This window comes from Nitrososphaerota archaeon, assembly GCA_029785825.1.
Lineage (GTDB): Archaea > Thermoproteota > Nitrososphaeria > Nitrososphaerales > Gagatemarchaeaceae > UBA183.
Map to the genome: position 1 here is coordinate 1,603,429 of JAFLYY010000001.1, position 20,352 is coordinate 1,623,780.

The 20,352-nt window shown below is 59.3% G+C and carries 25 protein-coding genes; 11 read left to right on the plus strand and 14 right to left on the minus strand.

Annotated features, from left to right (window positions below; genetic code table 11):
* Positions 1–11 precede the first annotated feature (11 nt).
* On the plus strand, positions 12–956 hold the full coding sequence (locus JRN21_08630; protein ID MDG6989367.1) for a serine hydrolase: 945 nt from the start codon (positions 12–14) through the stop codon (positions 954–956).
* Positions 957–983: 27 nt separating this feature from the next.
* Here JRN21_08630 and JRN21_08635 read toward each other — a convergent pair whose 3' ends face one another.
* Together JRN21_08635 and JRN21_08640 are read right to left on the minus strand one after the other, a co-directional pair.
* Positions 984–1,541, minus strand: a complete 558-nt coding sequence (locus tag JRN21_08635) for a DNA replication complex GINS family protein (protein ID MDG6989368.1) — start codon at positions 1,539–1,541, stop codon at positions 984–986.
* Positions 1,534–2,601, minus strand: coding sequence for a hypothetical protein (locus JRN21_08640; GenBank protein ID MDG6989369.1), 1,068 nt, complete (start codon positions 2,599–2,601; stop codon positions 1,534–1,536). Before JRN21_08640 ends, JRN21_08635 begins: the two co-directional genes overlap by 8 nt.
* On the opposite strand from JRN21_08640, the gene JRN21_08645 reads away from it, so the two are divergent.
* The 3 genes from JRN21_08645 to JRN21_08655 all read left to right on the plus strand — a co-directional run bounded on the left by JRN21_08645 (position 2,535) and on the right by JRN21_08655 (position 5,836).
* Complete coding sequence (locus JRN21_08645) at positions 2,535–3,605, plus strand: acetamidase/formamidase family protein (protein MDG6989370.1); 1,071 nt, start codon at positions 2,535–2,537, stop codon at positions 3,603–3,605. The two genes, JRN21_08640 and JRN21_08645, sit on opposite strands and share 67 nt — an antisense overlap.
* Positions 3,606–3,689: 84 nt before the next feature.
* Positions 3,690–4,277, plus strand: coding sequence for a hypothetical protein (locus JRN21_08650; GenBank protein ID MDG6989371.1), 588 nt, complete (start codon positions 3,690–3,692; stop codon positions 4,275–4,277).
* 17 nt (positions 4,278–4,294) lie between these two features.
* Positions 4,295–5,836: a thermopsin family protease gene (locus tag JRN21_08655; GenBank protein ID MDG6989372.1), complete on the plus strand. Its 1,542-nt coding sequence runs from the start codon at positions 4,295–4,297 to the stop codon at positions 5,834–5,836.
* A gap of 76 nt (positions 5,837–5,912) precedes the next feature.
* On the opposite strand, the gene JRN21_08660 is transcribed toward JRN21_08655, so the two are convergent.
* Positions 5,913–6,179, minus strand: a complete 267-nt coding sequence (locus JRN21_08660; protein MDG6989373.1) for a cupin domain-containing protein — start codon at positions 6,177–6,179, stop codon at positions 5,913–5,915.
* Between the two features lie 801 nt (positions 6,180–6,980).
* Entirely contained in the window at positions 6,981–8,159 is a 1,179-nt protein-coding gene (locus tag JRN21_08665) for an amidohydrolase family protein (protein MDG6989374.1), read from the minus strand.
* 296 nt (positions 8,160–8,455) lie between these two features.
* Here JRN21_08665 and JRN21_08670 point away from each other — a divergent pair, with 296 nt between their 5' ends.
* Complete coding sequence (locus tag JRN21_08670; GenBank protein ID MDG6989375.1) at positions 8,456–8,776, plus strand: HNH endonuclease; 321 nt, start codon at positions 8,456–8,458, stop codon at positions 8,774–8,776.
* Between the two features lie 189 nt (positions 8,777–8,965).
* On the opposite strand, the gene JRN21_08675 is transcribed toward JRN21_08670, so the two are convergent.
* Together JRN21_08675 and JRN21_08680 are read right to left on the minus strand one after the other, a co-directional pair.
* The gene (locus tag JRN21_08675) at positions 8,966–9,925 is read right to left on the minus strand and encodes a hypothetical protein (GenBank protein ID MDG6989376.1); all 960 of its coding nucleotides are present in this window, start codon (positions 9,923–9,925) and stop codon (positions 8,966–8,968) included.
* A gap of 85 nt (positions 9,926–10,010) precedes the next feature.
* A complete protein-coding gene (locus JRN21_08680; protein MDG6989377.1) occupies positions 10,011–10,217 on the minus strand; it encodes a hypothetical protein in 207 nt (68 codons plus the stop codon).
* A gap of 289 nt (positions 10,218–10,506) precedes the next feature.
* Between JRN21_08680 and JRN21_08685 the strand changes: the two genes are divergently transcribed.
* Complete coding sequence (locus tag JRN21_08685; GenBank protein ID MDG6989378.1) at positions 10,507–10,926, plus strand: SRPBCC family protein; 420 nt, start codon at positions 10,507–10,509, stop codon at positions 10,924–10,926.
* A gap of 404 nt (positions 10,927–11,330) precedes the next feature.
* Here JRN21_08685 and JRN21_08690 read toward each other — a convergent pair whose 3' ends face one another.
* Entirely contained in the window at positions 11,331–12,353 is a 1,023-nt protein-coding gene (locus JRN21_08690) for a pyridoxal phosphate-dependent aminotransferase (GenBank protein MDG6989379.1), read from the minus strand.
* Between the two features lie 10 nt (positions 12,354–12,363).
* A complete protein-coding gene (locus JRN21_08695) occupies positions 12,364–12,648 on the minus strand; it encodes a hypothetical protein (GenBank protein MDG6989380.1) in 285 nt (94 codons plus the stop codon).
* A 282-nt stretch (positions 12,649–12,930) separates the two neighbouring features.
* Between JRN21_08695 and JRN21_08700 the strand changes: the two genes are divergently transcribed.
* Positions 12,931–13,518: a rhomboid family intramembrane serine protease gene (locus tag JRN21_08700; protein ID MDG6989381.1), complete on the plus strand. Its 588-nt coding sequence runs from the start codon at positions 12,931–12,933 to the stop codon at positions 13,516–13,518.
* A gap of 219 nt (positions 13,519–13,737) precedes the next feature.
* Here JRN21_08700 and JRN21_08705 read toward each other — a convergent pair whose 3' ends face one another.
* From JRN21_08705 to JRN21_08725, 5 genes are all read right to left on the minus strand, one after another.
* The gene (locus JRN21_08705; GenBank protein ID MDG6989382.1) at positions 13,738–14,040 is read right to left on the minus strand and encodes a hypothetical protein; all 303 of its coding nucleotides are present in this window, start codon (positions 14,038–14,040) and stop codon (positions 13,738–13,740) included.
* The gene (locus JRN21_08710) at positions 14,018–14,470 is read right to left on the minus strand and encodes a hypothetical protein (protein ID MDG6989383.1); all 453 of its coding nucleotides are present in this window, start codon (positions 14,468–14,470) and stop codon (positions 14,018–14,020) included. Before JRN21_08710 ends, JRN21_08705 begins: the two co-directional genes overlap by 23 nt.
* Before the next feature lie 62 nt (positions 14,471–14,532).
* Complete coding sequence (locus tag JRN21_08715) at positions 14,533–14,826, minus strand: hypothetical protein (protein ID MDG6989384.1); 294 nt, start codon at positions 14,824–14,826, stop codon at positions 14,533–14,535.
* Entirely contained in the window at positions 14,823–15,740 is a 918-nt protein-coding gene (locus tag JRN21_08720; GenBank protein ID MDG6989385.1) for a nucleoside 2-deoxyribosyltransferase, read from the minus strand. Before JRN21_08720 ends, JRN21_08715 begins: the two co-directional genes overlap by 4 nt.
* Positions 15,741–15,828: 88 nt before the next feature.
* Complete coding sequence (locus tag JRN21_08725; protein MDG6989386.1) at positions 15,829–16,359, minus strand: hypothetical protein; 531 nt, start codon at positions 16,357–16,359, stop codon at positions 15,829–15,831.
* A 91-nt stretch (positions 16,360–16,450) separates the two neighbouring features.
* Here JRN21_08725 and JRN21_08730 point away from each other — a divergent pair, with 91 nt between their 5' ends.
* Positions 16,451–16,855, plus strand: a complete 405-nt coding sequence (locus JRN21_08730) for an SRPBCC family protein (protein ID MDG6989387.1) — start codon at positions 16,451–16,453, stop codon at positions 16,853–16,855.
* 141 nt (positions 16,856–16,996) lie between these two features.
* Positions 16,997–17,752: a proliferating cell nuclear antigen (pcna) gene (gene pcn / locus JRN21_08735; protein MDG6989388.1), complete on the plus strand. Its 756-nt coding sequence runs from the start codon at positions 16,997–16,999 to the stop codon at positions 17,750–17,752.
* A gap of 111 nt (positions 17,753–17,863) precedes the next feature.
* Here pcn and JRN21_08740 read toward each other — a convergent pair whose 3' ends face one another.
* Entirely contained in the window at positions 17,864–19,579 is a 1,716-nt protein-coding gene (locus JRN21_08740) for a hypothetical protein (protein MDG6989389.1), read from the minus strand.
* A 147-nt stretch (positions 19,580–19,726) separates the two neighbouring features.
* Between JRN21_08740 and JRN21_08745 the strand changes: the two genes are divergently transcribed.
* Positions 19,727–20,005 carry a 50S ribosomal protein L44e gene (locus JRN21_08745; GenBank protein MDG6989390.1) on the plus strand — a complete coding sequence of 93 codons (279 nt, stop codon included), beginning with the start codon at positions 19,727–19,729 and terminating at the stop codon, positions 20,003–20,005.
* The gene (locus tag JRN21_08750; protein MDG6989391.1) at positions 19,936–20,199 is read left to right on the plus strand and encodes a 30S ribosomal protein S27e; all 264 of its coding nucleotides are present in this window, start codon (positions 19,936–19,938) and stop codon (positions 20,197–20,199) included. Before JRN21_08745 ends, JRN21_08750 begins: the two co-directional genes overlap by 70 nt.
* Positions 20,200–20,352 lie beyond the last annotated feature (153 nt).

A 20,352-nucleotide genomic window follows, 5' to 3' on the forward strand; every position in this document is an offset into this window, starting at 1 on the left:
GTTATTGTGGGATGGAGAAGGCGAGAGTCGGCGTCGGGTACAAGTCGCTGACCGGCAGTGAAACAGCCTTCGTGAGACCCGACGCCAGGTTCTCGACTGCGAGCGTCTTCAAGATCTTCGTCTTGGTCGACTTCTTCCGGCGCTGCTTGGAGCGTAATCTCGACCCTGACACCCGCGTCCCCCTCAAGGACGCTGACAGGTCCCCCGGCTCGGGGGTCCTGCAGTACCTGGGAGAAGGCGCTGCGCTCCGGCTCCGGGACTATGGCAGACTGATGATGATAATCAGTGACAACACGGCAGCGGATGTCCTCTTCGATTATCTGGGCCCAGACAGCGTGGCTGACACGGTCTCGTGGCTCGGGCTCGAGAATACTGTCGTGAAGTCTGGCTGCAAGGACATCCTAACCTACGAACAGGGCACTGCTGAAGTGAAGCGCAAACTCGGGCTTCTTGGGCTGGACTCAAGGAGGCTCGACCGTCAGGAGGCTCTTGCCCTCCTCAGGAAGAACATCCACAGACTCTCTGGGGTCCGCCCCCTAAAGGAGCTCGAAGCGTCCCTCTCCGACGAAGAGAGAAAGGCCCCCTCAAACAAGTTCTGTGAGGACGACCTTACCTCTCCCAGGGACCTGATTACGACTCTGGAGCGGGTCTACAGCGAACGGGTTCTCGGGAAGTTCACTGGGGAGTTCCTCGATATCATGGCCATGTGCGAGACGGGTCTGAACAGAATAAGGCGGGGCATTCCCCGGGACGCGATGCTGGCTCACAAGACCGGGACGGTAAGGGGGGTGGTCAACGATGCCGGCATAGTGATCAGGGGCCGGGAAGCCTACGCCCTAGTGGTCCTGGTGAATGGGATTCAGGCAGGTGCAAGTGGAGGCTGCGTGAGGAAGGGAGAGAAGATCATAGCCGACATCTCCGCAATGGCGTGGAAGGCGGAGAAGGCGCGGAGTTAGAAACCATCAAGCGGATTGCACCGCCGTTCAGACGTCGTCTCTGGTAAGGATTTCCACGGCGTCTCCTCCCGCTATCAGGATGTCGGCACTGGCCGCGGGGATGGAAGCCACGTCTTCTGCGTCGAAGGGCCCGTAGCGTCTCATGTCGAGACCCACCAGCTCGTTGACGTGTCTGACGAACCTCACGGTTACGTTCCTCTGGTTCTCGGTCGCGTGAGCGAACTCGACGAAGGACGGCTGGCCGGAAGAGACGGCATCTACCAGGGTCTGGAAACGCCTCTGGAATCTCTGCTCTGCTGAGCACACATACCTCTCCTCGGGGAGGAGCTGCAGGACTGCGTTCTGTTTCATAGCCTTTCTCGTCCTCACCTTTAGGAGCTGGCTCACCATCGACTCGATGAGCCTAGTCTGGGTGGCGGCCAGCCTGACGGCGACCTCGGAGGCCCCCGCCCCCGCCGACCTCTTGAGCTTCTGGCTGTACTCGGAGACCTCTGAGTAGAAGTCCCCGGAGAGGGGTAAGAGCCCAGTCGACTGGTTCTCCGAGTCGAGGGTCCTTCTCAGACGGTCGAGGGTGGCCTCAGGCATCTGGAACGACCTCCCCTAGGCCTCTTGTTAAAATCTGAACGGCGGCGTAGGTCGGTAGTTCGACGGTCGAGGACCTGAACGGCCCAAACTCCTTGTGTCTGACGCTAAACCGTGGATAGAATGACACCGTAACTGTCACGGGCTTCTGTGTGAGGACGACCGGGTCTGTCTGAGGGTCGAACTCTTCCATTGATCCCACCCTCATCTTCGACATCCCCGTGTTCCCGTGGAGGGTTCCTGCCAGCCTGAATACCCTGTGAATGTCGGTAGTCACAGAGGAATCCACCAAGGCGCGCTGAGACGATATCGCTTCTGACACGAGCTTCTGGAAGGTTCCCTGGTACACCTCCCTCCGCTTGTCGACGTACCCTGTTATCCTCTTGGTCCATCCTGCGCCCTGGAGGCCGGGCTGCGCCCGCCGCCGGAGGGTCGACGCTATCGTCTGGGTTAGGGGAAGCGAAGACCCCCTAACGTACTCGGCAACTTCTCCCCGCGCCACCTGATCGAGCTGGTCGAATCTGGCGTCGAACACATGGAGGTGGTATCCTCTGTTCCCGGAAAAGTAGACTCTGACCGCCCCTGGGTCGACTCCAAAGTCGTCGGTGAGGAAACCCACGACTCGTCGGGTGTGGTCCGCGGCGGCCTCGAGGCAGGTCTGACAGGTTCCGTGGAACTCGGCCGTGGGTCCTCCGCACTTCGAGCACCTCGCGGCCCGGGGAAGCTTCCCTGAAGTGAAACATTTCTCGCAGTACCAGACGTCGTGCCCTCTCTTACACGCAGTGGGGATGTCTGTGGCGTCGATGTCGAAAATCAGCTCCGCCCCCAGCCATCCCTTCTCCTCAATGGGTCTAGTTGGGAGCTCATAGCGGGCATTGGAACAGTAAACCGACGATGGAGAGTGCTTCACAATCTCCGCAAGCGCTTCCCCTTCGCTCTTGAATGAGAGGTGCCTTATCATCCCTCCCCCGAATAGGATGTAGCCGAACTCCCTGGATGCAATCTCCCCCGGGAATTCAATGGTCGACCGGCCTTTCTCGAAGTAGAACTGCTTGTAGGCCATGCGCAGGAAGGCGGAAGTCTTTTCGTTCATCCGAAACGACTGCATCATCAGGCGCGGAAGATAAAGAATCCGTGTCGCCGGGGACAGGCGTGGAGAGCCACAGGGTCGGAAGAGACAAGGTCCACTATCTCTGGAGCCGAGATCACAGACCGGTCCTCCGGATTGTCCCCGGGGATGAGGTCGCCTTCGAGATAAACGACGTCAGCTCCTGGCAGGTGACCAGGGACTCCGTCGCCGAAAGACCAAGGTTCGACCAGTCCAAGCTCTATCCCCTGTCAGGACCAGTGCACGTCGAGGGGGCTGAGCCCGGGGACACCCTCCTGGTGGACGTTCTTGGGGTAGAGAACGACGACTTTGGGTGGTCCATCATACTTCCCGGGGAAGGACTCCTCGAGGAGTTCCAGGAACCGTACCTGTACAAATGGAATCTCGTCCGGAAAGACTATGCCCTCTTCGAGAAAGGGATCAAGGTCCCCCTGCGTCCTTTCTGTGGCGTGATGGGGGTGGCACCCCCGGAGCATGGCGCCTGGGCCGTGATGCCTCCAGGAAAACATGGTGGGAATTTGGACATCAAACACCTTACAACAGGGAGCAGGCTGGAGCTCCCTGTCTGGGTGGACGGGGCGCTTTTCTCCACTGGGGACCTGCACGCAGCCATGGGAGATGGCGAGGTCTGCGTGAGTGCCATCGAATCCGCCGGGAGAGCCAGGTTCAGGTTCGGCTTGGCGAAGGAAACCGGACTGCGGTGGCCGAGGTACTATTCAAAGGGGGAGCAGCAGTCGAAGAGAGGGTACTATGTGACCACCGGCATCGGCCCTGACCTCATGACGGCCTCCAAGTCTGCCGTCCGAGGAATGATTGACCATCTAATTGGGGCCTATGACATTAGGCGGGAAGAGGCGTATATCCTCTGCAGCGTCGCGGCAGACCTCAAGATACACGAGGTGGTAGACGCCCCCAACTGGGTCGTAGGTGCCTCCATCCCGCTGGACATCTTCCCCTGAAGAGAAACTCATTCCCCTGTAGGGCCTTCGTGCCGTCACCCTACCCGGGCTGTTATATCGGGCGCGGGGCCCTTAGCGGTCGCCTTGAGGATCCCCCTTGAGTCGTACCTGAAGTATGGGGCCATGAAGGTGTACTCGCTGGTGGTCGGCCTTCCTTTCTCTCCTCTCGACTTCGACCTCGGTCGGCTCGCCCGGGGCGAGTGGAATGCGTCGGTGGACAGGTTCCGACTCTGGTATCTTCCTTCGGAGAGTGATGCTGAAAGCCCTCAGTGCTATCTGATGGTCCGCAAGCTCGATCCGCGGGATGGCGTACTGCTCTACTGTCATGCGGTGGTCAACCTGAGCGGGGACGGTTCATCGAACTTCGACCTCGGGATTATGAGCAATGATGAGGTGAGAGCCAATGCCATGCTCAGGTCGGTGCTAGGCGTCCCACCTTCCTATCATAGGAGGAAACATGTCCGGGTCATCGAAGATAGATGGAGGGGCGACAAAGCGACGGTTATGCGGTTCCTGGCCAACGTCCACTCTGCGTTGGCGAGCGGTAACCCAGACTTACGAGGGAAGGATCGTCCTCTGGAAATCCGGCCTTCTCCCGAGATGATGGGCGAGCTGAAGCGCGGTATGGCCGCCTGGTGGGGCCGGCCGGGCGATGGGGTTGGATACCCCTAAAAGACCGACCTCACTGCATGAGCATCTTGACCGTGGGGGGGAGCCGATGCATCTCGCTTCTGCTCCTTCCCCTCCTCTTGCATGTCCCCGTCCTTGCCCCGCCAGTGCTACCATCAGGATTGACCGAGAGCCCGGTCATCCTTTCCTCCGGGTACTATGTCTACTTCCCCATAGATGCCTACATGAACGGGACCGTGGTCAGCTATTCTCTGACGAGCAACGCGAGCGTCACCACTGCCTTCTTGACGTCTACTCAGCTCGCTGAGTTCGGTTCCGGGCAGGTCTTCAGCTCCATGGCCTATCATAACGGCTCGAGCGACTCCCAGACTTTACAGGTCACCGCCGGCTCCTATGACATACTCGTCTATGCGTATGACGACGGCGTCAACGCGACCCTGTCGCTGACGGTCTACCCCAACAACCCGTTGGGGCTCGGGCCCCTCGCTCCTCCAGAGCCATCGGGTATAGCGACTTACGGGATTGCGAACCAGTCGGGGACCGACACACCCTATGCAGTAGCCTCGACCGATGTGGTGGGGGTCGCTGTCGTATCCGCCCTGGATGCGTACAACGCCACGGCCGGGTCCGTAGGAGCGAACCCGTCGGGAGCGACTTTGCAATTGAACTCGATGCTGGTCGTGGACGAACGGGGAGGCGGGAGCCAGGTCTACTGGTGCCAGAATACCCCAGACTTCGTTACTGCGACGTCACAGGTAGCTCTTGCCGACAATGTCTGGAACTCCAGCGTCAGCGGCTTTCTCTCGAATGAATCCGTCACATCGGAGGGAGGGGGCGGGTATGTGTCGGTACTCCAGCAGCAGGGAGCCACTGAATACTACTACGCCTATGAGAAATCCAACTATACTTACTCGCTCCCACTAGCGATTGCGCTCTTCGTAAACGCGACTGCCGTTCCGGGGACCGGGGTCCTAGTGCAGTTTGGGGCGCAGATGAGTGGTGTGGTGAGGACAGACTGGTTCGATAACGTCACGATTCACGACCCATCGGTCACCGACGCCTACTTCTTCACTGCCGGAAACTACACAACCCCAACCGGCACCTTCTACGATACGGAGTTGGTCTTTGGGGGAGAGGGAGGAGGAGAGTCTACCATGTTCACCCGGTTGTCGGCGGGCCTCGGGCTGTACTATGCTAACGGCACCTCCACATACCTGAACGCGTTCCCATCGTATTTCAGCTTCGGCCAAGACACAGCCGAGTCCGCGGGGGACATCGCTGTTCAGTACCTGGGAGAAGGCAGGGCAGAGGTATCTGTGGGGACCCCCGATTATACCTACCTTGGGGCGGCTTCGGGGACGTTCTCCCTCCAGGCGGTGGAGGCGCTCCTCGCGTCTCCGGGGACCAATTCTACCGTGTTGTCGGAGTCGAGTTCTTCCACCGTAGGAAGTGGAATCCCCGAGTTCCCCTACCAACTCGCGGGCGTCGCGATATTCGCAGCCCTGGTTTCCCTCTCCTATCTCAGAGCCAGGAGGAAAATCATCTACTCGCCAAACGGCCTCCGGACTTCCAACCAGAAGGAGGTTCATCAAGGGACATGAAGCCGTCGCGGTGGGGGTATCCGTGTCGTTGGCCATGGCCCTTGTTGCCCTGGCGCCTTGGGAGGAAGGGGCACGTCTACTTGGGTTCTTCTTCCTCGTAGACTGACTCGTACTTCTCTGTCTTGGGGACAATGCAGAGGAACTCTGCGTCCCCCTTCCCGGTGTTCCTGTACCAATGAAAGACCCCCTTTGGGATGAAGACCGAGTCCCCGGCCTTCACTTCGTGGACTTCGTTCCCAATCCCCACTTCGTATCTCCCCCTCAGGACGTACTGTTCGTGTTCGATGTCAGGGTGGTAATGCCTTGGGATGCTCCCTCCGGACTCGATGGTGAACTTCCGCATCTCGAAGTTGGGGACCCCATCGCGCCGGTCTAGGAGCCATTCTATCTCCGTTTTCACCGCCTTCTGCACCTTCTCTGGCCTGACGGTCCCCGCTGGTTTAACAGTCGTGGTTCTTCTGAGTCACATCCTGATTTTTTAACGTGCCGTCGTACGCCTGTGACAGTAAAGCTTGAGACGCGACTACGACAAACGGGTCCTCTGTGACCCTGAGTCGTCGACCCGGGGGCGGACCGAGGCCGGGCTTTGGAAGATCGGTGTCACTCCGCTCCTTTCCTGGCTCTCTGGGGGATTCACACCCGCGACCTCGAAGCCAGTGGGGGTGAAGGCCTCTCCACTCGGCAAGGATGACCTGTCTGGTTGAAGAGAGGTCGGCTAAGCAGTGCTAGCCGGGTCCTTCCGGTCCGTTCGTGCATCCGGGATTTTTTCTGGTCCCCTCACTACTGGGACAGGGGTGACGGGCCGCGTGATGCCTCTCCGACGCCCAAGCACTGAAGGACTAACCAAGATTGTTAGGCTCGTGAACATAAGCCCGAGGACGGAAGCCAGGAACATAGCGACGTAAGCAGACTGCGCCAGCAAGTTCGCAGATACTTCGCCGATTCCGACCGCTGACACGAAGAGTGTTGATATGAAGAGCACTGACCAGTGATAGGGGGTCAAGTTGCTTCCGCTAGTCCGATGAGTTGTAATGAGCCGGCCCCGAAGGTTGACCCTTCTCCGAGGGCGTTCATGACAAGGGAAAAATTGCTCCGCTGATAATAACTGAGATGGACCCGGAATCCATAGGCTATCGGTGACCCTCTAGAGGAACTTCCCTGCTTTCATCACCCTGACGACTGCCTCCGGGGACAGAGCTCGGATGTCCTTCAGGGGATTCCCCTTGACCAACACCAAGTCCGCCCGGTACCCTGGTTTGAGCACCCCCGCGTCCTCCAGCCCCATGCACTCGGCCGCCCTCGACGTTGCCGCCACCAGGGCTTCCCTGTTCCCAAGGAACTTCGCCTCCTCGGCGATTTCCTCGAAGTTCCGCCCGTGCGGTCTCGCCGCGTCCCCCACTATGTCAGACCCCATCACGACCTTCACCCCCTTCTCCTTGGCGACCGTCATGTCGTCGGACAGGTGCCTTTTCACCATCTCGTTGTACTTGTTCTTGTAGGCGGGATTGGAGTAGGTCACCAGCGTAGGGACGTAGTAAGTCCCCTTCCTGCTCATCTCCGAGGCGAGTGCTTCCGTAAGCCCTAGCCCGTGCTCGATGGAATCGACCCCGCAGGCGACCGCCCTCTCTATCGCCTCCTCCCCGTAAGCGTGGGCCGCGACCTTGAGCCCAAGCCGCTTCGACTCGTCTACGATGGCGCGGGTCTCTTCTTCTGTGAAGTTCGGCTTGACTTTCACTCCGCGGGAGAAGGCTCCCGACGCATAGAACTTCACGACCTTCCCACCGTCCCTCGCCACCATCCTGACCGCCCTCCGGCACTCCCAGGGGCCGTCGCAGAAATATGAGTACGACGCGAGCTCCTGTGCCAGTTTCAGAGGAAAAGCAGGCGGGTCGTCGTCCCCTCCTGTCAGAGCCAGCGCCCTGGAGCAGGACACGACTTCAGGGCCCTCGATAGATCCCTCTGCCACCGCCTGCGCCAGATAGACCCCTCCCTTCGTTCCCAGATCGCGGACGGCTGTAAAACCGGCATGCAGGAGCCTCTTTAGGTCTCCTGCCCCCCGGAGGACGGCGAGCGCGTCGGGGACCATCGCCCAGTCGTTGACCCCCTGGCCTTTGGAGGAGTAGAAGTGGACGTGGGCGTCCATCAGCCCCGGTATGATGGTGATGTCTTCTATCTCCATCTTCTTCGCACCTCTGGGCTCCTCCACCGAACCCCTCTCTCCGAACTCGAGCACCACCCCTTTCTCTGTGTCTACCTTGACCTCGATGTGGGGATGGAGAACCTTCCCATCGAACGCCCTCCCCTTGATGATGAGGATCGACAAGCCCCGAAGGCCGCACCCGGCATGGGCACCCAATAACATCTGCGCCGGCATCATGCAGGACAGTCTGAGGCGTCAGACGCCCGGTTCGGCTTATGCCGGGCCACAACCCTTCTTCGCGCAAGACTTCTCAGCATAAATGCAGATCACGGCACGGTTCCTATCGATACCCATCTCTCGTACTTCTCGCGGCTGCTTGGCTCTCGACTGGCGGAAGCCGGTCAGGGACGCCCCAGAAGAACGAGAAGCGTTGAAGAGAAGACGATAAGACCAAAGGGCCCGCGCGTGCCCCTTCCTGTATGCCCCCGCCAAGGGACAGGTGGATTGAAAACCGCCGCCACGTCAGGAACTACCCTCATCGCAGGTCGGTCCACATCCCGCGGTCGACCTTGAAATCGCTTCCGAGGGTCTGTGCGGCCTGCGGCCAATCAGACGAGGGGCAGTTGGTGGTAGACCACGTCAATAGAGACTCTCTCGACAACAGACGGCGGAACCTCCGGGTCCTTTGCCGGAGTTGCCATAGAGACAAGACGCCAGTTGATTCTCCATTCAGAGGGTTTGTCGAATACGACGCCCGGAGGGCTGACCAAGCGAAGCGCTCTTGCTTCGTACTGGGATGACCAGCGCGTGATAATCTTCAGGCATGTTTACTGGCCAGGTCGGCCGATGTCAGGCGTTACGGAGTGCCGGAACGTCATCTTTGGAGACTTGAGAGCTTGCCCTTCACCTTGCCTAGCGAGGCCGCGTCCCGGGCGGTGACCCCTCGCGTGACTGGGGGTGTGTAGTCGTTTCTCAATAGCAGCATGGCTCTAGTTGAACTCTCCGAGCCTCTTCATGACCGTCATCGCCCTGAGGGTAATCATCTTGCTCGAATGCCCGGGCCGCTCCAGAGAGAACGGAGTGTAGTGCTTCTCGTACTTGGACCGCCACCGGGGCCACCTCTCGTCGTGGAAGTCCGGATGCACCGCATCCAATGCCCACCTGCCATCCTCCCCCCGCTTCCGCTCCAGCCGTGATATCGCAGGCTTCATGCGGCGGTCGTCGCCATACCCCAGCGCCGTCATGAATTCGAGGCCAACGAGGACGTCATAGTAATAGTGGTAGGGGAAATGGAACCGGAGCCATGGTTCGTAGCGGGATCCCTGCTTAGACAACCTCCTCTCCAAGAAGAATGCGGCCCCTCTCTCCACGGCCGCCTTCATCCCTCTGCTCCACCTCTGTTTCGGGTACGCCGCGAAGGCGCTCATCCCCTCCCAGGCGTCGATGGTCCCGGTCTTCGATGGGAAGCAGTGCCATCCACCGTCTGGCTTTTGCCTCCTGACTAGGAGGTCGAGGGCGCTCCTCACCCTCGGGTCGTCGATGTAGCCGAACTTGATTAGGGCCCTTGCGGTGTTCCCTATCAGACAGTGCTCGCTCTCCTTCGCCCCCGGGGTGTCGAACCCTCCATCGTCCCTCGCGTACGTCTCCGCCCAGAGCGAGCAAGATTTCGCGACTCTCGGGTCGTCCCGCGTAACTCCCAAGTCAGACAGCGTCAGGAGCATCCAGTTGGTGGAGATGTACTTTGGGAGGTAGAGGTTGTTCTCATCTCCGAGCCAGCGGCCGTCAGGCCGCTGCTTAGAGAGTATCTCGGCCGCCCACCCCGCTTTCGTGGCCCTCGCCCTCGCCTCCTCGACGTCCTTCGAACTCGCCCCGTCTACCAAATCCCTCATCGCCAAGTATCGAACCGCCGGCTGGGACGGTTCGAGCAGCCAGTCCAATGCGTTCTTCAACGCGCGACATCGGCGAACGGGTTTTATGAATTGACCGATTGCGAAGTGGGAGCCTCGTGAGGTTCGCGGTGTCTCTGAAATCCTGTTAGTGAGCCCATCGATTCTCTCTGCCCGATGTCGGTCCGCCCGCCTCCTCCTTGAAGCCGGGGGGCCCGGAGACAGCAGCCAACATCGATAGTGCGAGGAAGATCACCCCCGCCGCCAGAAGGACCACAGCGGCGATGCGATTCTCAATCGCGACGACTGCCGTTATCAGGAACACGAGCCCGATTGAAAGAGAGTACTCCCTCATCCAGTTTGGAAACTTCGACCGACTTCGCCCTTCCAGCCTGTCGCGCGGTCCCCATATTGGCTTTCGTCAGTCAAGGCTCCGGCACGGACGAGTCAGGCTTAGCCATTTTGGGTTTAACCAGATGCCGGACCTAGATGCGTTGTGCGTAAGAAGTGGCATAGCCGGCGCGATCGTCTTAGTCGGCGTCGTCATGGTCGAAGTAGACCTGCGCCGCTTCGGAGTCCAGCACTAACGCGCTCGCGCCGGAGGAACAGAACTTCTTAATCGGTCGGGGGCGGTAGCCCCCTCGTTGCGCTTCGAGGTCTCGCTGGTCGTCCGAACATCCCGGAACAGGGCCTATGCCGCATACACCGACTTCGAAGCCATGCCGAAGTGGTCGAAGCAGATGAGAGCGGTGACGGTGACAAGGAATGAGGGAGGGCGGGTCACCATAGGTATCACTATGGCGTCAGGCAAGCGGGCATCCAGGGACATACGACTCGTCACCCCTGCAAGGGTCGAGTCTGATGGGGAGACTAGGTTCACTTTGGCCAAAAGCACAGTGGAATTTGAAGAAACGACCGGGGGGACCAGGGTGACTGCTCTACTGGAGGTCAGATTCAAGGGGCACTGGGGGTGGATTTTGAAGACCAGAGGGAAGATGGAGGCCGAGGCGTCGGCCATGGAAGAGTTGGAGGCGTTTGCCAAGTACGCAGAAAGCACCCTCTAACGTGCCCGTGGGTCGCTCAGGAAATGGTTTCAAAGAGCGGGCATATGCTTCGGGGCGACTGACTGCCGGACATCGGTAAAGCGACGTCGAGATGCCTGTGAAGGAACTGGCTGAGGGGCGCCGCTGGACGGGCGGTTACTTGGAAGGAGTCCTGGCCCCGAATCCGTGCTTGGAGTCGTGTAGGTTCAAGTCGGGTCGGACATGTAGCTTGGGTGGCGGAAATCAAGAGGAGCGAGACCGGCCAAGCCCTTCGCACGGGTGAAAGGCGTCGCCGAGGAGCAGAAAGGGGTCGGTGTTCTGGGCGTCACGAAAACTGATCTAGTAAACGGTTCTAGACTCGCCGACTTCTCCGGGTTCGACGGCTTCGGTGACGGATGGGCTTTGGCCAGCTCCCTCGGCGACCGTCAGGTCCTGTTGAAGAACTTAGAGAGCTCTTCCAGCCCGAGAACCAAGGTTTCTTCGTCGACTGTGAAGCAGAGCCGGAACGTCTTGGGAGCGCCGAAGAAGTCACCGGGCGAGACGAGGACCCCTGTCTTGGCGAAGAGCTCCCTCGCCAAGGTAACCGAACCAGGGCCATTCCTGTAGCGAACTAAGCAGAACGGTGTCACCCCGATCTCGGCAGAAACTCCTTCGGTTTCGGCCAGGAACTTCCTTACGAGCCTCGTGTTGGCCGAGAGCAACTTGCGCGCGCGGTCCGCGAACCTTTGCCTGTTCTTGAGGACCTGGGTCGCAATCCACAGCGAATACTCGGAGTCGTGGCCACTCACCGACCATTTCGCGTACAACAGCCTCTTGGAACTTCGTTTGTCAGCTACTACCCACCCGACCCGGAGCCTTCCCAGGCCGAAGAACTTCGTCATGGTGCTGCAAACGACCGCGCCAGGGATCTTTCCGAAGACTGTCGCCTGCGGACCAGAAGAAGCGAATCCTTTGTAGGTCTCGTTGACGAAGACAACTGTTCCCTTCGATGCTATCCAGTCCGTGTAGCTTCCGTCCAGCAGTCGTCCCGTGGGATTATTGGGATCAGTTAGGCCGACAATCACCCCGCCCCCGCGAGAGGACGCGAGGCTGCTTGACACCTCCAGTCCGAGGGCTTTCGGCACTGTGAACATGGCGGGATAGTTAGGCCGGGGGACCAGCGCCTTGCGACCGGCGCCAAGGGTGGAATAGACAAGGAAGATGGCCTCGGAAGCGCCTGCCGTGGGCACGACGTTTTCGGGTTCGACCCCGTAGAGGGTCGCGACCTCCTCGGCAAACTCCAGCTCGCGGAAGTGGTCGTTCTTCTCGAGACCGTAGTCGTGGTAGGCAGTGTCCACTCCCATCTCCGACAGGTCGGGCTCGCTCAGGCCGCTTGAAGAAAGATTGTACTTCGCTTTCGGCCCCAGGCCGAGCACCCAACTGAACAGTCTGTCTTCTGTGGGGTTCAAGTGACCACCGTCAGTGGACCTGTGGCGGCTGGCTGCGCATCCCGTACTTGAGCTTCACGGCGAGCAGGAGGCTGAGGAGGACGAAGTTGGTCGCATTCCAGACCGTCACCGATAGGAGCTGGAGGTAGAACCCATAGGCGAGCCAGAGGACGGTGCCTCCCAGAGAGAAGAAGTTGAAGGTCAGGCTAATCTCCTGGGCGTCCTTGAGCTTCCAGACCCTGAAGATCTGGGGGACATAGCCGGTCGCGACCATGAACCCCGCCACGAGGCCGACGAGTTCGATGCTGGAAACCAATCAGTGGAGGCGCTCCAGGGTCGAGCCAAAAACATTAGGGTTCAGGGAGCGGTGTTCGATGGCGCGAACCGGAACGAGCGGCGGTCGGTGGCTCTGGCGGGCGAACTCTTCGTTTTTCGGTCTGTTTGGTGGGTTCGTCCCCCAGGTCGCTCGCTCTCTTGTACTCGGAGCAGCCAGGGTTTTCCTGCTCTTCCTCAGACGGCTTCGGGCGAGGTATTCCAGGTCGGCCACTGTCGTCTGACGAAACAGGTTTTCAACCCAAACCCTGGTGGGCTGTCTTCCTTGGAGCTCTCAACGCAGGGACGGAACCTCACCGCTGCCGTCGTCGGCGGGCTGGTGGTCGGGACGGCCCTGGCCTTTGTAACATTAGACGGCATTCCCCTGACCGTACTCCTCCTCCAGTACAATGGGCTGGTGGCGGCGGGATGGGTGTGGCAGCTGGTCACGTCGATAATCGTGGCACCCCCGACATGGCAGGGCGCGGTCGACGTGGGGTTCAACGCCATGGCGCTGCTCTGGCTCGACGGGTTCTTTTCTCTGGCATATAGCAAGAACCAGTACTACGGCGTCTTCTTATTGACAGCCGTCGCGGGGAACATTGCGAGTCTGGCTAACGGGCCCAGAGAGCTCAGCTTCGGAGCTTCGGGCGGGATCTTCGGGCTCCTCGCAGGAGTCATAACGTTCGACCTGGCCACAAACCGGAGGCTCAACCTCGCTCTCATCGCCTGGTTCACAGTCGTCTTCGTCTTCAGCAGTTTTCTTTTCGCGCGCGTGGACTGGCTCGCCCACGTCGGAGGGGCGCTCGTCGGCCTGGCGTTAGGATATGCGGTGGGTGTCCGGAGAAGATCGGAAGAGACGAGTTCTCAGTAGCCGGCACTGGTGGGGGCTGGCCCCCCTTCATCCGAGGTCGGGTTCTAATCGGTTCAGACGTTGAACCGTGCTTTCGTTAGAGCCTCGCCGATTCTTATCGCGGCCCTCTGGCAAGGCAGTCAGGGGTCGAACGTTTGGCGGTCCGCTTCTCGCGGACGCCTGCCGGAGAACACCGCTGTTCGGCCGGGTGGGTGCTTGAGTCTTCCACCTCGCCTTCGACTATGTTTGAAGAGACAAGACGTGGTTGAAGTCAACAATGGCGTTGAACGATGCGTTCGGATTTTGTTCTGTAGACCGTCTGTCGAGCGACGGTTCGGCGACCACTCGGGCCCTTGGGTACCATGTACAACTTAGCCTGATCTCCTTTTCGAGCCATTCTATCTTCTCGCGTTTCCTCCTCCAGAAGAGGTTCTCCCAGCGATAGTGGAAAGCGAGGTCCCCATACCCTGGATAACTTGCATTGAAGAAACCGAGCACCCTCTCGGCCGGGACCAGGCGCCTATCGAACAGCAGGCGCGACATGATCTTCCTCTCCCAGGGAGGGACAAGCTCGAGCGCATCGAAGAAATAGAAGTTCTCGTACAGGATTCCCTGTAGTGAGGCCGATGCCGTATAGTTTGTCTAGCTCCTTCGCGACGGCCTGTCCGGGGTAGCCCCTCAGTGCGACCTCATCGACTGCCCCATCAGCGAACTGCTCGGATATCTTCGTGACCGATTTCGCCCGGCACCCCACCTTTAGGAGCCTGAGCTCGTCTACCTTCGATTTGGCGACGGTGCCTGGAGGCCAGAAGACTGAGTGGGTGCGCCCGTCGAACGACATTCTCTGGCCGAAGCTGAAGAACAGGTTCTCCAACATCTGTGCTGCCCTCCGGATGGTCGCGTTCTGGAGGGCGATGTATATCATCAAAGACTCGTAGAGGGAGTTTGCTGCGCGGGGTTCATCCCCCTCCATCGCCTGATGGGACCCCGAAGACGCTCGTCGCCAGCGTATCTCGTCGTGAACTCCGAGATATCCTAATCGAAGTTGAACATCCAGCGGACCTCCGCCACTAGTTCGTCGAAGTACTCCTGGTTCAGGCTGTCTCTCGAAAAGACAGCCAACCTCGCGCTAGGCCTGCTGGTCGTCCCTTCGTTCCTGAACTTGAGGCCTGGGGCTTCCCCCTTCCAAAGCATGGTCGCCCAACAGCGCCCCTCCTCCCATGTGGTGTTGGAAGAAGGGAAGTGTGAGGGTTTGTGGAAGTTGGCGCCGAAGTTGTATGGGGGACGAGGCATCAGGAGGAGGGACTTGTTCTCGGAAAGGTTCGTCAAGAGATGATTGTCTGTCCGAGTTCGCTCGCCGAACCGCACAGTTTCGAACCCACCAGGGACTGCTCGATCATCAGGTTGACCCGGCTTCCGAGGTCCCCCAGCGTCCTTGTGTCAGTCCGCAGACCAAACACCGGCTTGTACTTTGAGTATGCATAACCGCAGTCCCAGGCGAGCTCGCTGTTACAGTCAGAGCCCTCCAGCAGGGCGACCAAGGCATCGCATTCGTTCAGGGACCGAACCTTCTCCCTGAAAAGGGCCGGCCAAACATCTTCTCGCCCCGACGTGAGATTCTCCCTGACACCTTTCGCCCCTGGAGGGAACTTGACGTCGAGACCCAGGGCGGAGAGGTTTCGCTTGAGTTCTTTGGTGGACTTCCACTCTGTAGCCGTGAAGTATGGTGCTGTAAGGTGCACCTTGTGTATGCTTCTCCGCAAGGTGGGAGGTGCGTAGTAGGTCTTGGTAACACCCGATTCGTCAATCTTTGCTATGGCACGGGCCACCTGGTTCCGAAGGGCACCGAAATCGCCGCACGTTGTGCTTTCGAACAGGCACTCCTTCAGAAGGGGGTTCAGCGAGCCCCGGATGTCCGTCCTCAGGCACAGGACGAGCTTGTCCCTCGCATAGGCGTATCCTGTCTCCCAGGCCGTCCCCGAACTCACTTCCCCAGCCGCACCCTCGCCAAGCATGACGACCCCCTGAGAGATATCGACGCCCTCTCTGTCGGAGATGAAGACCGCCTTCCGCAGGTCGCCTCCCGGAGGGTTGGCCCGCAGGGCCCCCTCCGACTCATGCCCTGGGTTGTAGACACCGGCCCCCGCTTCGCTGAGAAGAGACTCCACCTGCTCGTCCCACCATCTGCCTTGGACTGTGAACAAACCACCCCCGTTCAGGTAGAACCTAACCTTGCTTGGCACCGATAGTTCACGACTCGAAGATTATTTCAGTATTGCCGCGGGCTGCCCTGGCATAACCCGGCTGAAGACCGTCGGCCAGGCACGTTCTTCATGCTGGCCCCGAGGAAGCCGAGGTGCTCTGAAACTCCTTCTCCTCCCACATGTCATACGCTGTCGCCGAAGACGATGCCTGGGTGACGATAGCCAAAGCGGTCGCAACGTGCATGAGGCTTAGTGCACCCACGAAAGCGCCACCCCAAGAGAGCATCAACCCGACTCCAAGGACTATCCCTAGAGCCACTTGGAAGAGGGCCAGATACCATGTCGCCCTCGTGATTCGTTTGATCCTGCTGGGGCATGACGAGCGGGCAGCACCTCTGTAGACCTCAAAGGCCAGGCCGAGGATCACCAGAGCTGTGCTGACATGGACAGCGAGGTTCACCTCGTCCCCCAGCGGCGAAAAGAGGATGAAAATTATCTGGAAGAAAGCGACCCAGATTATCAGGTACATCGGCTTCCAGAGCTCCATGGCGTAGGAGATGCGTGCTTCGTGCTTTAAAGGCGAAAGGGCCAGCGACTCCCGCTCGTCTTGGTTATCGAAGGCGTGATGTTCGCTTTCACCTTTGGACTTCCACTGCAACTTTCGTCAGCTCCGACCGTTGGGAGCTGCCGGGCCGTTGCTCCAGCCGTGGCGCTCGCTTTTTCTATGGCCCGGAGCCGGTTTCTTGGAGATGCGGTTCGAAGAGACGAAGGAGTTCGAAGGAGACGCGACAGAAGTCTGGAAGCGGGCTTCTGCCGTCACCGAGATCCCAAAGTATTGGCGTGGGACTCGGACGCTTGAGGTGACGGGCGAGAGCCGAGGCGCGGCGCGCGTCAAGATCAGATTCGCATTCGGCGGATCAGGAGAGGCAGACATCTCCACTGACGAAGCGAAGCGGGTGCTTACGATCGACTACACGGCAGGTCCATTCACAGGGAAGCAGACGGTCGAAGTAGCCGACAGAAAAATAATCACCGTGTGGGATGTGAAGTTCAGGGGAGCCTTTCGCCTCGTGTCGAGATGGAACGAAAAGCACTTCAAGTCGGGAACGGCGCATGCTTTGGAGAGGCTTACGAATCCTGGGAACCAGGCCTGACGGTCGACTGGTTGCGCCCCTTCCTGTGAAACCGCGAGCTGATTGTATGGATACCTTCACCAAAGACCTGACCTGTTCAAGAACGAAACGCCCAACGCTTAATATCCAACCCGGAAGAGCCTCCGCGAAGGCTGCCATCGATTGTTCCTGGCCAAAAGCGCAAGCACAACCGAATGGAGAGCCATCTCCGCTGCCGTCAAGACCCTAGTCGAGGAGGCAACCTTCGACGCGACAAGCGAAGGTTTGACATTCAGGGCCATGGACCCGTCTCATGTAGCTCTGGTCGACCTCACCCTACCTAATTCGTCTTTTTCCTCTTACTCTTGCCAGAAACCCACCAAGTTCAGCGTCAGGGTCGAAGACCTAGTGAAGCTCGTCGGAAGAGGCGATTCTAGAGACAGTCTCGAGATTCGTGATACCGAAGAAGACAGCCTGGCTTTCACCTTTCAGAACGGATACAAGCGCGAGTTCACTATCCACCTGATAGAAAGCACTGCTGCCTCTGCCCCTCTGCCAAAGCTCGAGTTGGAGACAAAAGCCACCCTCACGAAGTCGATACTAGACAAGATCCTCGCAGATATGTCAGTGGTGGCCGACCAGGTCACGATTCAGGCGACCAAGGACAAACTCACTTTCAGTGGCAAGTCTGACATTGGAAAAGCCGATGTGTCTTTGAGTAAGAACGATGCGGACGTGCTGAAACTTGAGTCTTCTGCAGACAGCAAAGCGTCGTTCAGCATCGAATATATTCAAAGCATCTTGAAAGCGCTTTCCAGTATCGCAGATACCGTGGACTTGGCGTACAGCTCGAAGAAACCGCTCGTGCTAACCTTCGCCCTCAATTCACAGGGAGCTAAGCTTCTTTTCTATCTGGCTCCCAGAGTTAGCAGCGACTAACTGCCATTCTGGCCGCACTCCAGCCGCTTGGGGAAGCCTGAGCCCCAGATCAGGACGACGCTGCCTTTTCGGTTCCTTCACTGAATTCCCGCTCGTGGGGTCAGGCAAGCTTCAGCGGGGGCCGGCGGAGGAGGAGCCCCTTTGCATCCTCCTAGCCAGTGCGTAAGCCACGGCGACCATCGCGGTCAAAACCGCTATCGCCAGGGTCGAGAACGGGAACTCTGATATCCCATGGCCGCTCGTGGCGCTCGCGGTCGAGCTGCTCGTCGTGGACGAGCGCACGGTCGTGGTATGACTGGTCGTCGTCTGGGTTGACGAAGTCGATGTGCTGGTGGTAACCGAGCTCGAGGTCGATGTCGTTATCGTGGAAGTCGTGGAGAGGGTGGTCGACGTGGTACTGGTCGAAGACGTAGTAACCGAAGTGGTACTCGTCGAAGATGTGGTGATCGTCCCGGATACTGTGCTCCCTGAGGTGTAATTGACACCGCCGTTTACTATCCAAAGGTTCTGCCCCCCTCCTGCGACAGGTGGGACGGTCACCGTAGTATTCCAGAAGCCCTCGGCGTTGGCGGTGGTGCCGCTACCCATCTCGACCGCGGTGGAGAGGCGCGTCCCTATCCAGAAAGTGACAGTAGAACCTGCGTATGAGTTGTTCCCCGCGATGTAAAGCGTCCCGCCGACCTGGGCCTTGACTGGGGGAAGATCCTTCACGGTAATCGAGCCGACTGTCCCAGTGGTCCCCGTGTCGTTGCCGTAAAGCTGGCCTTTGACTAAAGCCCCATCCGTGGTGTCGACCGGCTTCCCCGAGGAACTGTAAGACACGATTTCAGCTATCCCACGGCTGAACTCCTTGAACACCGGTGAGTTCAGGGCCTCCTGGTTGGCGTTGATGACGGTACCTGGGTGGCTGGCGTTGACCGCGAAGAGGAGAATGGGGATGGCGACATATGGACCGTAGGGCGCGGAGGGATTGATCACCTGCCTAGTGTCGACCATGGGGCATGTCCCGGAGGCGTAGAGTCCATGGGCGGTACATCCGGCGGTGAACGAACCACTCCCTGTTGGGACGCTCTTGATCCACATGACTGTGGTGGTTGTGTTGACCCCGAGCCACGGATGAGTCGTGTAGGTGGCGTTGATGTCCACATAGCTGTTGGCCGGGAACCCTCCCCCACTCACGGTGACTGCAGCCCCGGCAGGCCCCATCGTAGTGCTGAAGAATACAGCGACAAGCCCCGGCTGAGGATTGACGGTGCCGAGGGTTGAAGCCACGGCCCCTGTGGAGCCATCGTAGATTTTGACGAAGTGGTACGAGCCGCTGATGGCTATGGCGATGGGTCCCGCGACGACTGGGACCCCGGACCTCGTGGAGCCGATGTAGAAGGTCTCTGTCTTGCCCAGCCCGACGCTCCCAGAGACCGCCTTCCAGGCATCGGTGGTATTGCTGAAATCGGCGGTGTTGAAAGTGGGCCCGTACTGGACATCATTGGTCCCGATATCGGCGAACCCGTTGGTGCTCATGTAGAGCTGGAACTGGGCGCCCGAGAAGGTCACGCCCGCCAGGTCGATGGCGAAGACCCCGGCTGGCGAGAGAGCGACGCCGTCCTTAGAGGTCACCAGGCTGCTACCGGCTATCACCGACTCGTTGGATGAAGCGATGTTGAGCGCCGAGGGACGGGGAACGGAATTCACGTCCCCTATCTGGGCGTTTCCAGTGGACGCATGGGTGGTGCCTGCGGAGATAGCAGGCAGAAGGGCAGAGAAGACAAGGATGAGTGCGATGGATGACCCCGACAGGCGAAGCCGCCCGGCGGTCGGGCCGTTCATGTAGAGATGTGAGAAGCAGGCGTCCTTTAACGCTTGTCTTCGACGCTTATCTTGGGAACGGCTATGCCGGAAGCTCTGAGGTCGTCTTCGGCCGAGCCAAGCTTAAATGCACGGGAGGAAACGGGGGCAATCCGCTTCAGTGAGAAGTTGAAGTTTCCAAAAGAGATTCGCAGGAACTGCCCTTGGTGCAACAAGCACACCATACATTCCGTGTCGCTCTACAAGAGAGGGAAGGAACGCGCAGGATCGTGGGGTGCCAGGAGGCAGGCCGGCAGGAAGCGCGGTTACGGTGGACAAAAGTTCCCCGAACTGATACGCACGGCCAAAACCACCAAGAAGGCGACTTTGAGGCTGAAATGCCGGGAGTGCAACCGCGAGATGATGACCGATGGAATCAGGCTGAGGAAGGCGGAGATAGCGGCGTGAAGCGCGACAGGGAGCCCATCCCCAAGACGAGGAGTGCCTTCCTGCTCGTCAAGTGCCCTGACTGTGGAGAGGAGAGGATACTCTTCTCGAACGCGGCAAAGGATGTGGGATGCCAAGGGTGCGGGAGGAAACTCGCCGAGAGCCGTGGCGGCAAGTCTGTGGTCCTTGCCACTATCGTGAAGCGACTGGGTTAAGCCAGCCGCCCAGTTCTAGGCATCGAAGAACTTCAATCAGCAATGCGCCGTGGCGTATCCTGAGGACGCAAGTATGCCCTGGGACTGCTCCCAGAGGGTCGGACGGATTGTAGCACTTTATGATTTAGACGATGATGGTGCGGCAGGGGGCCA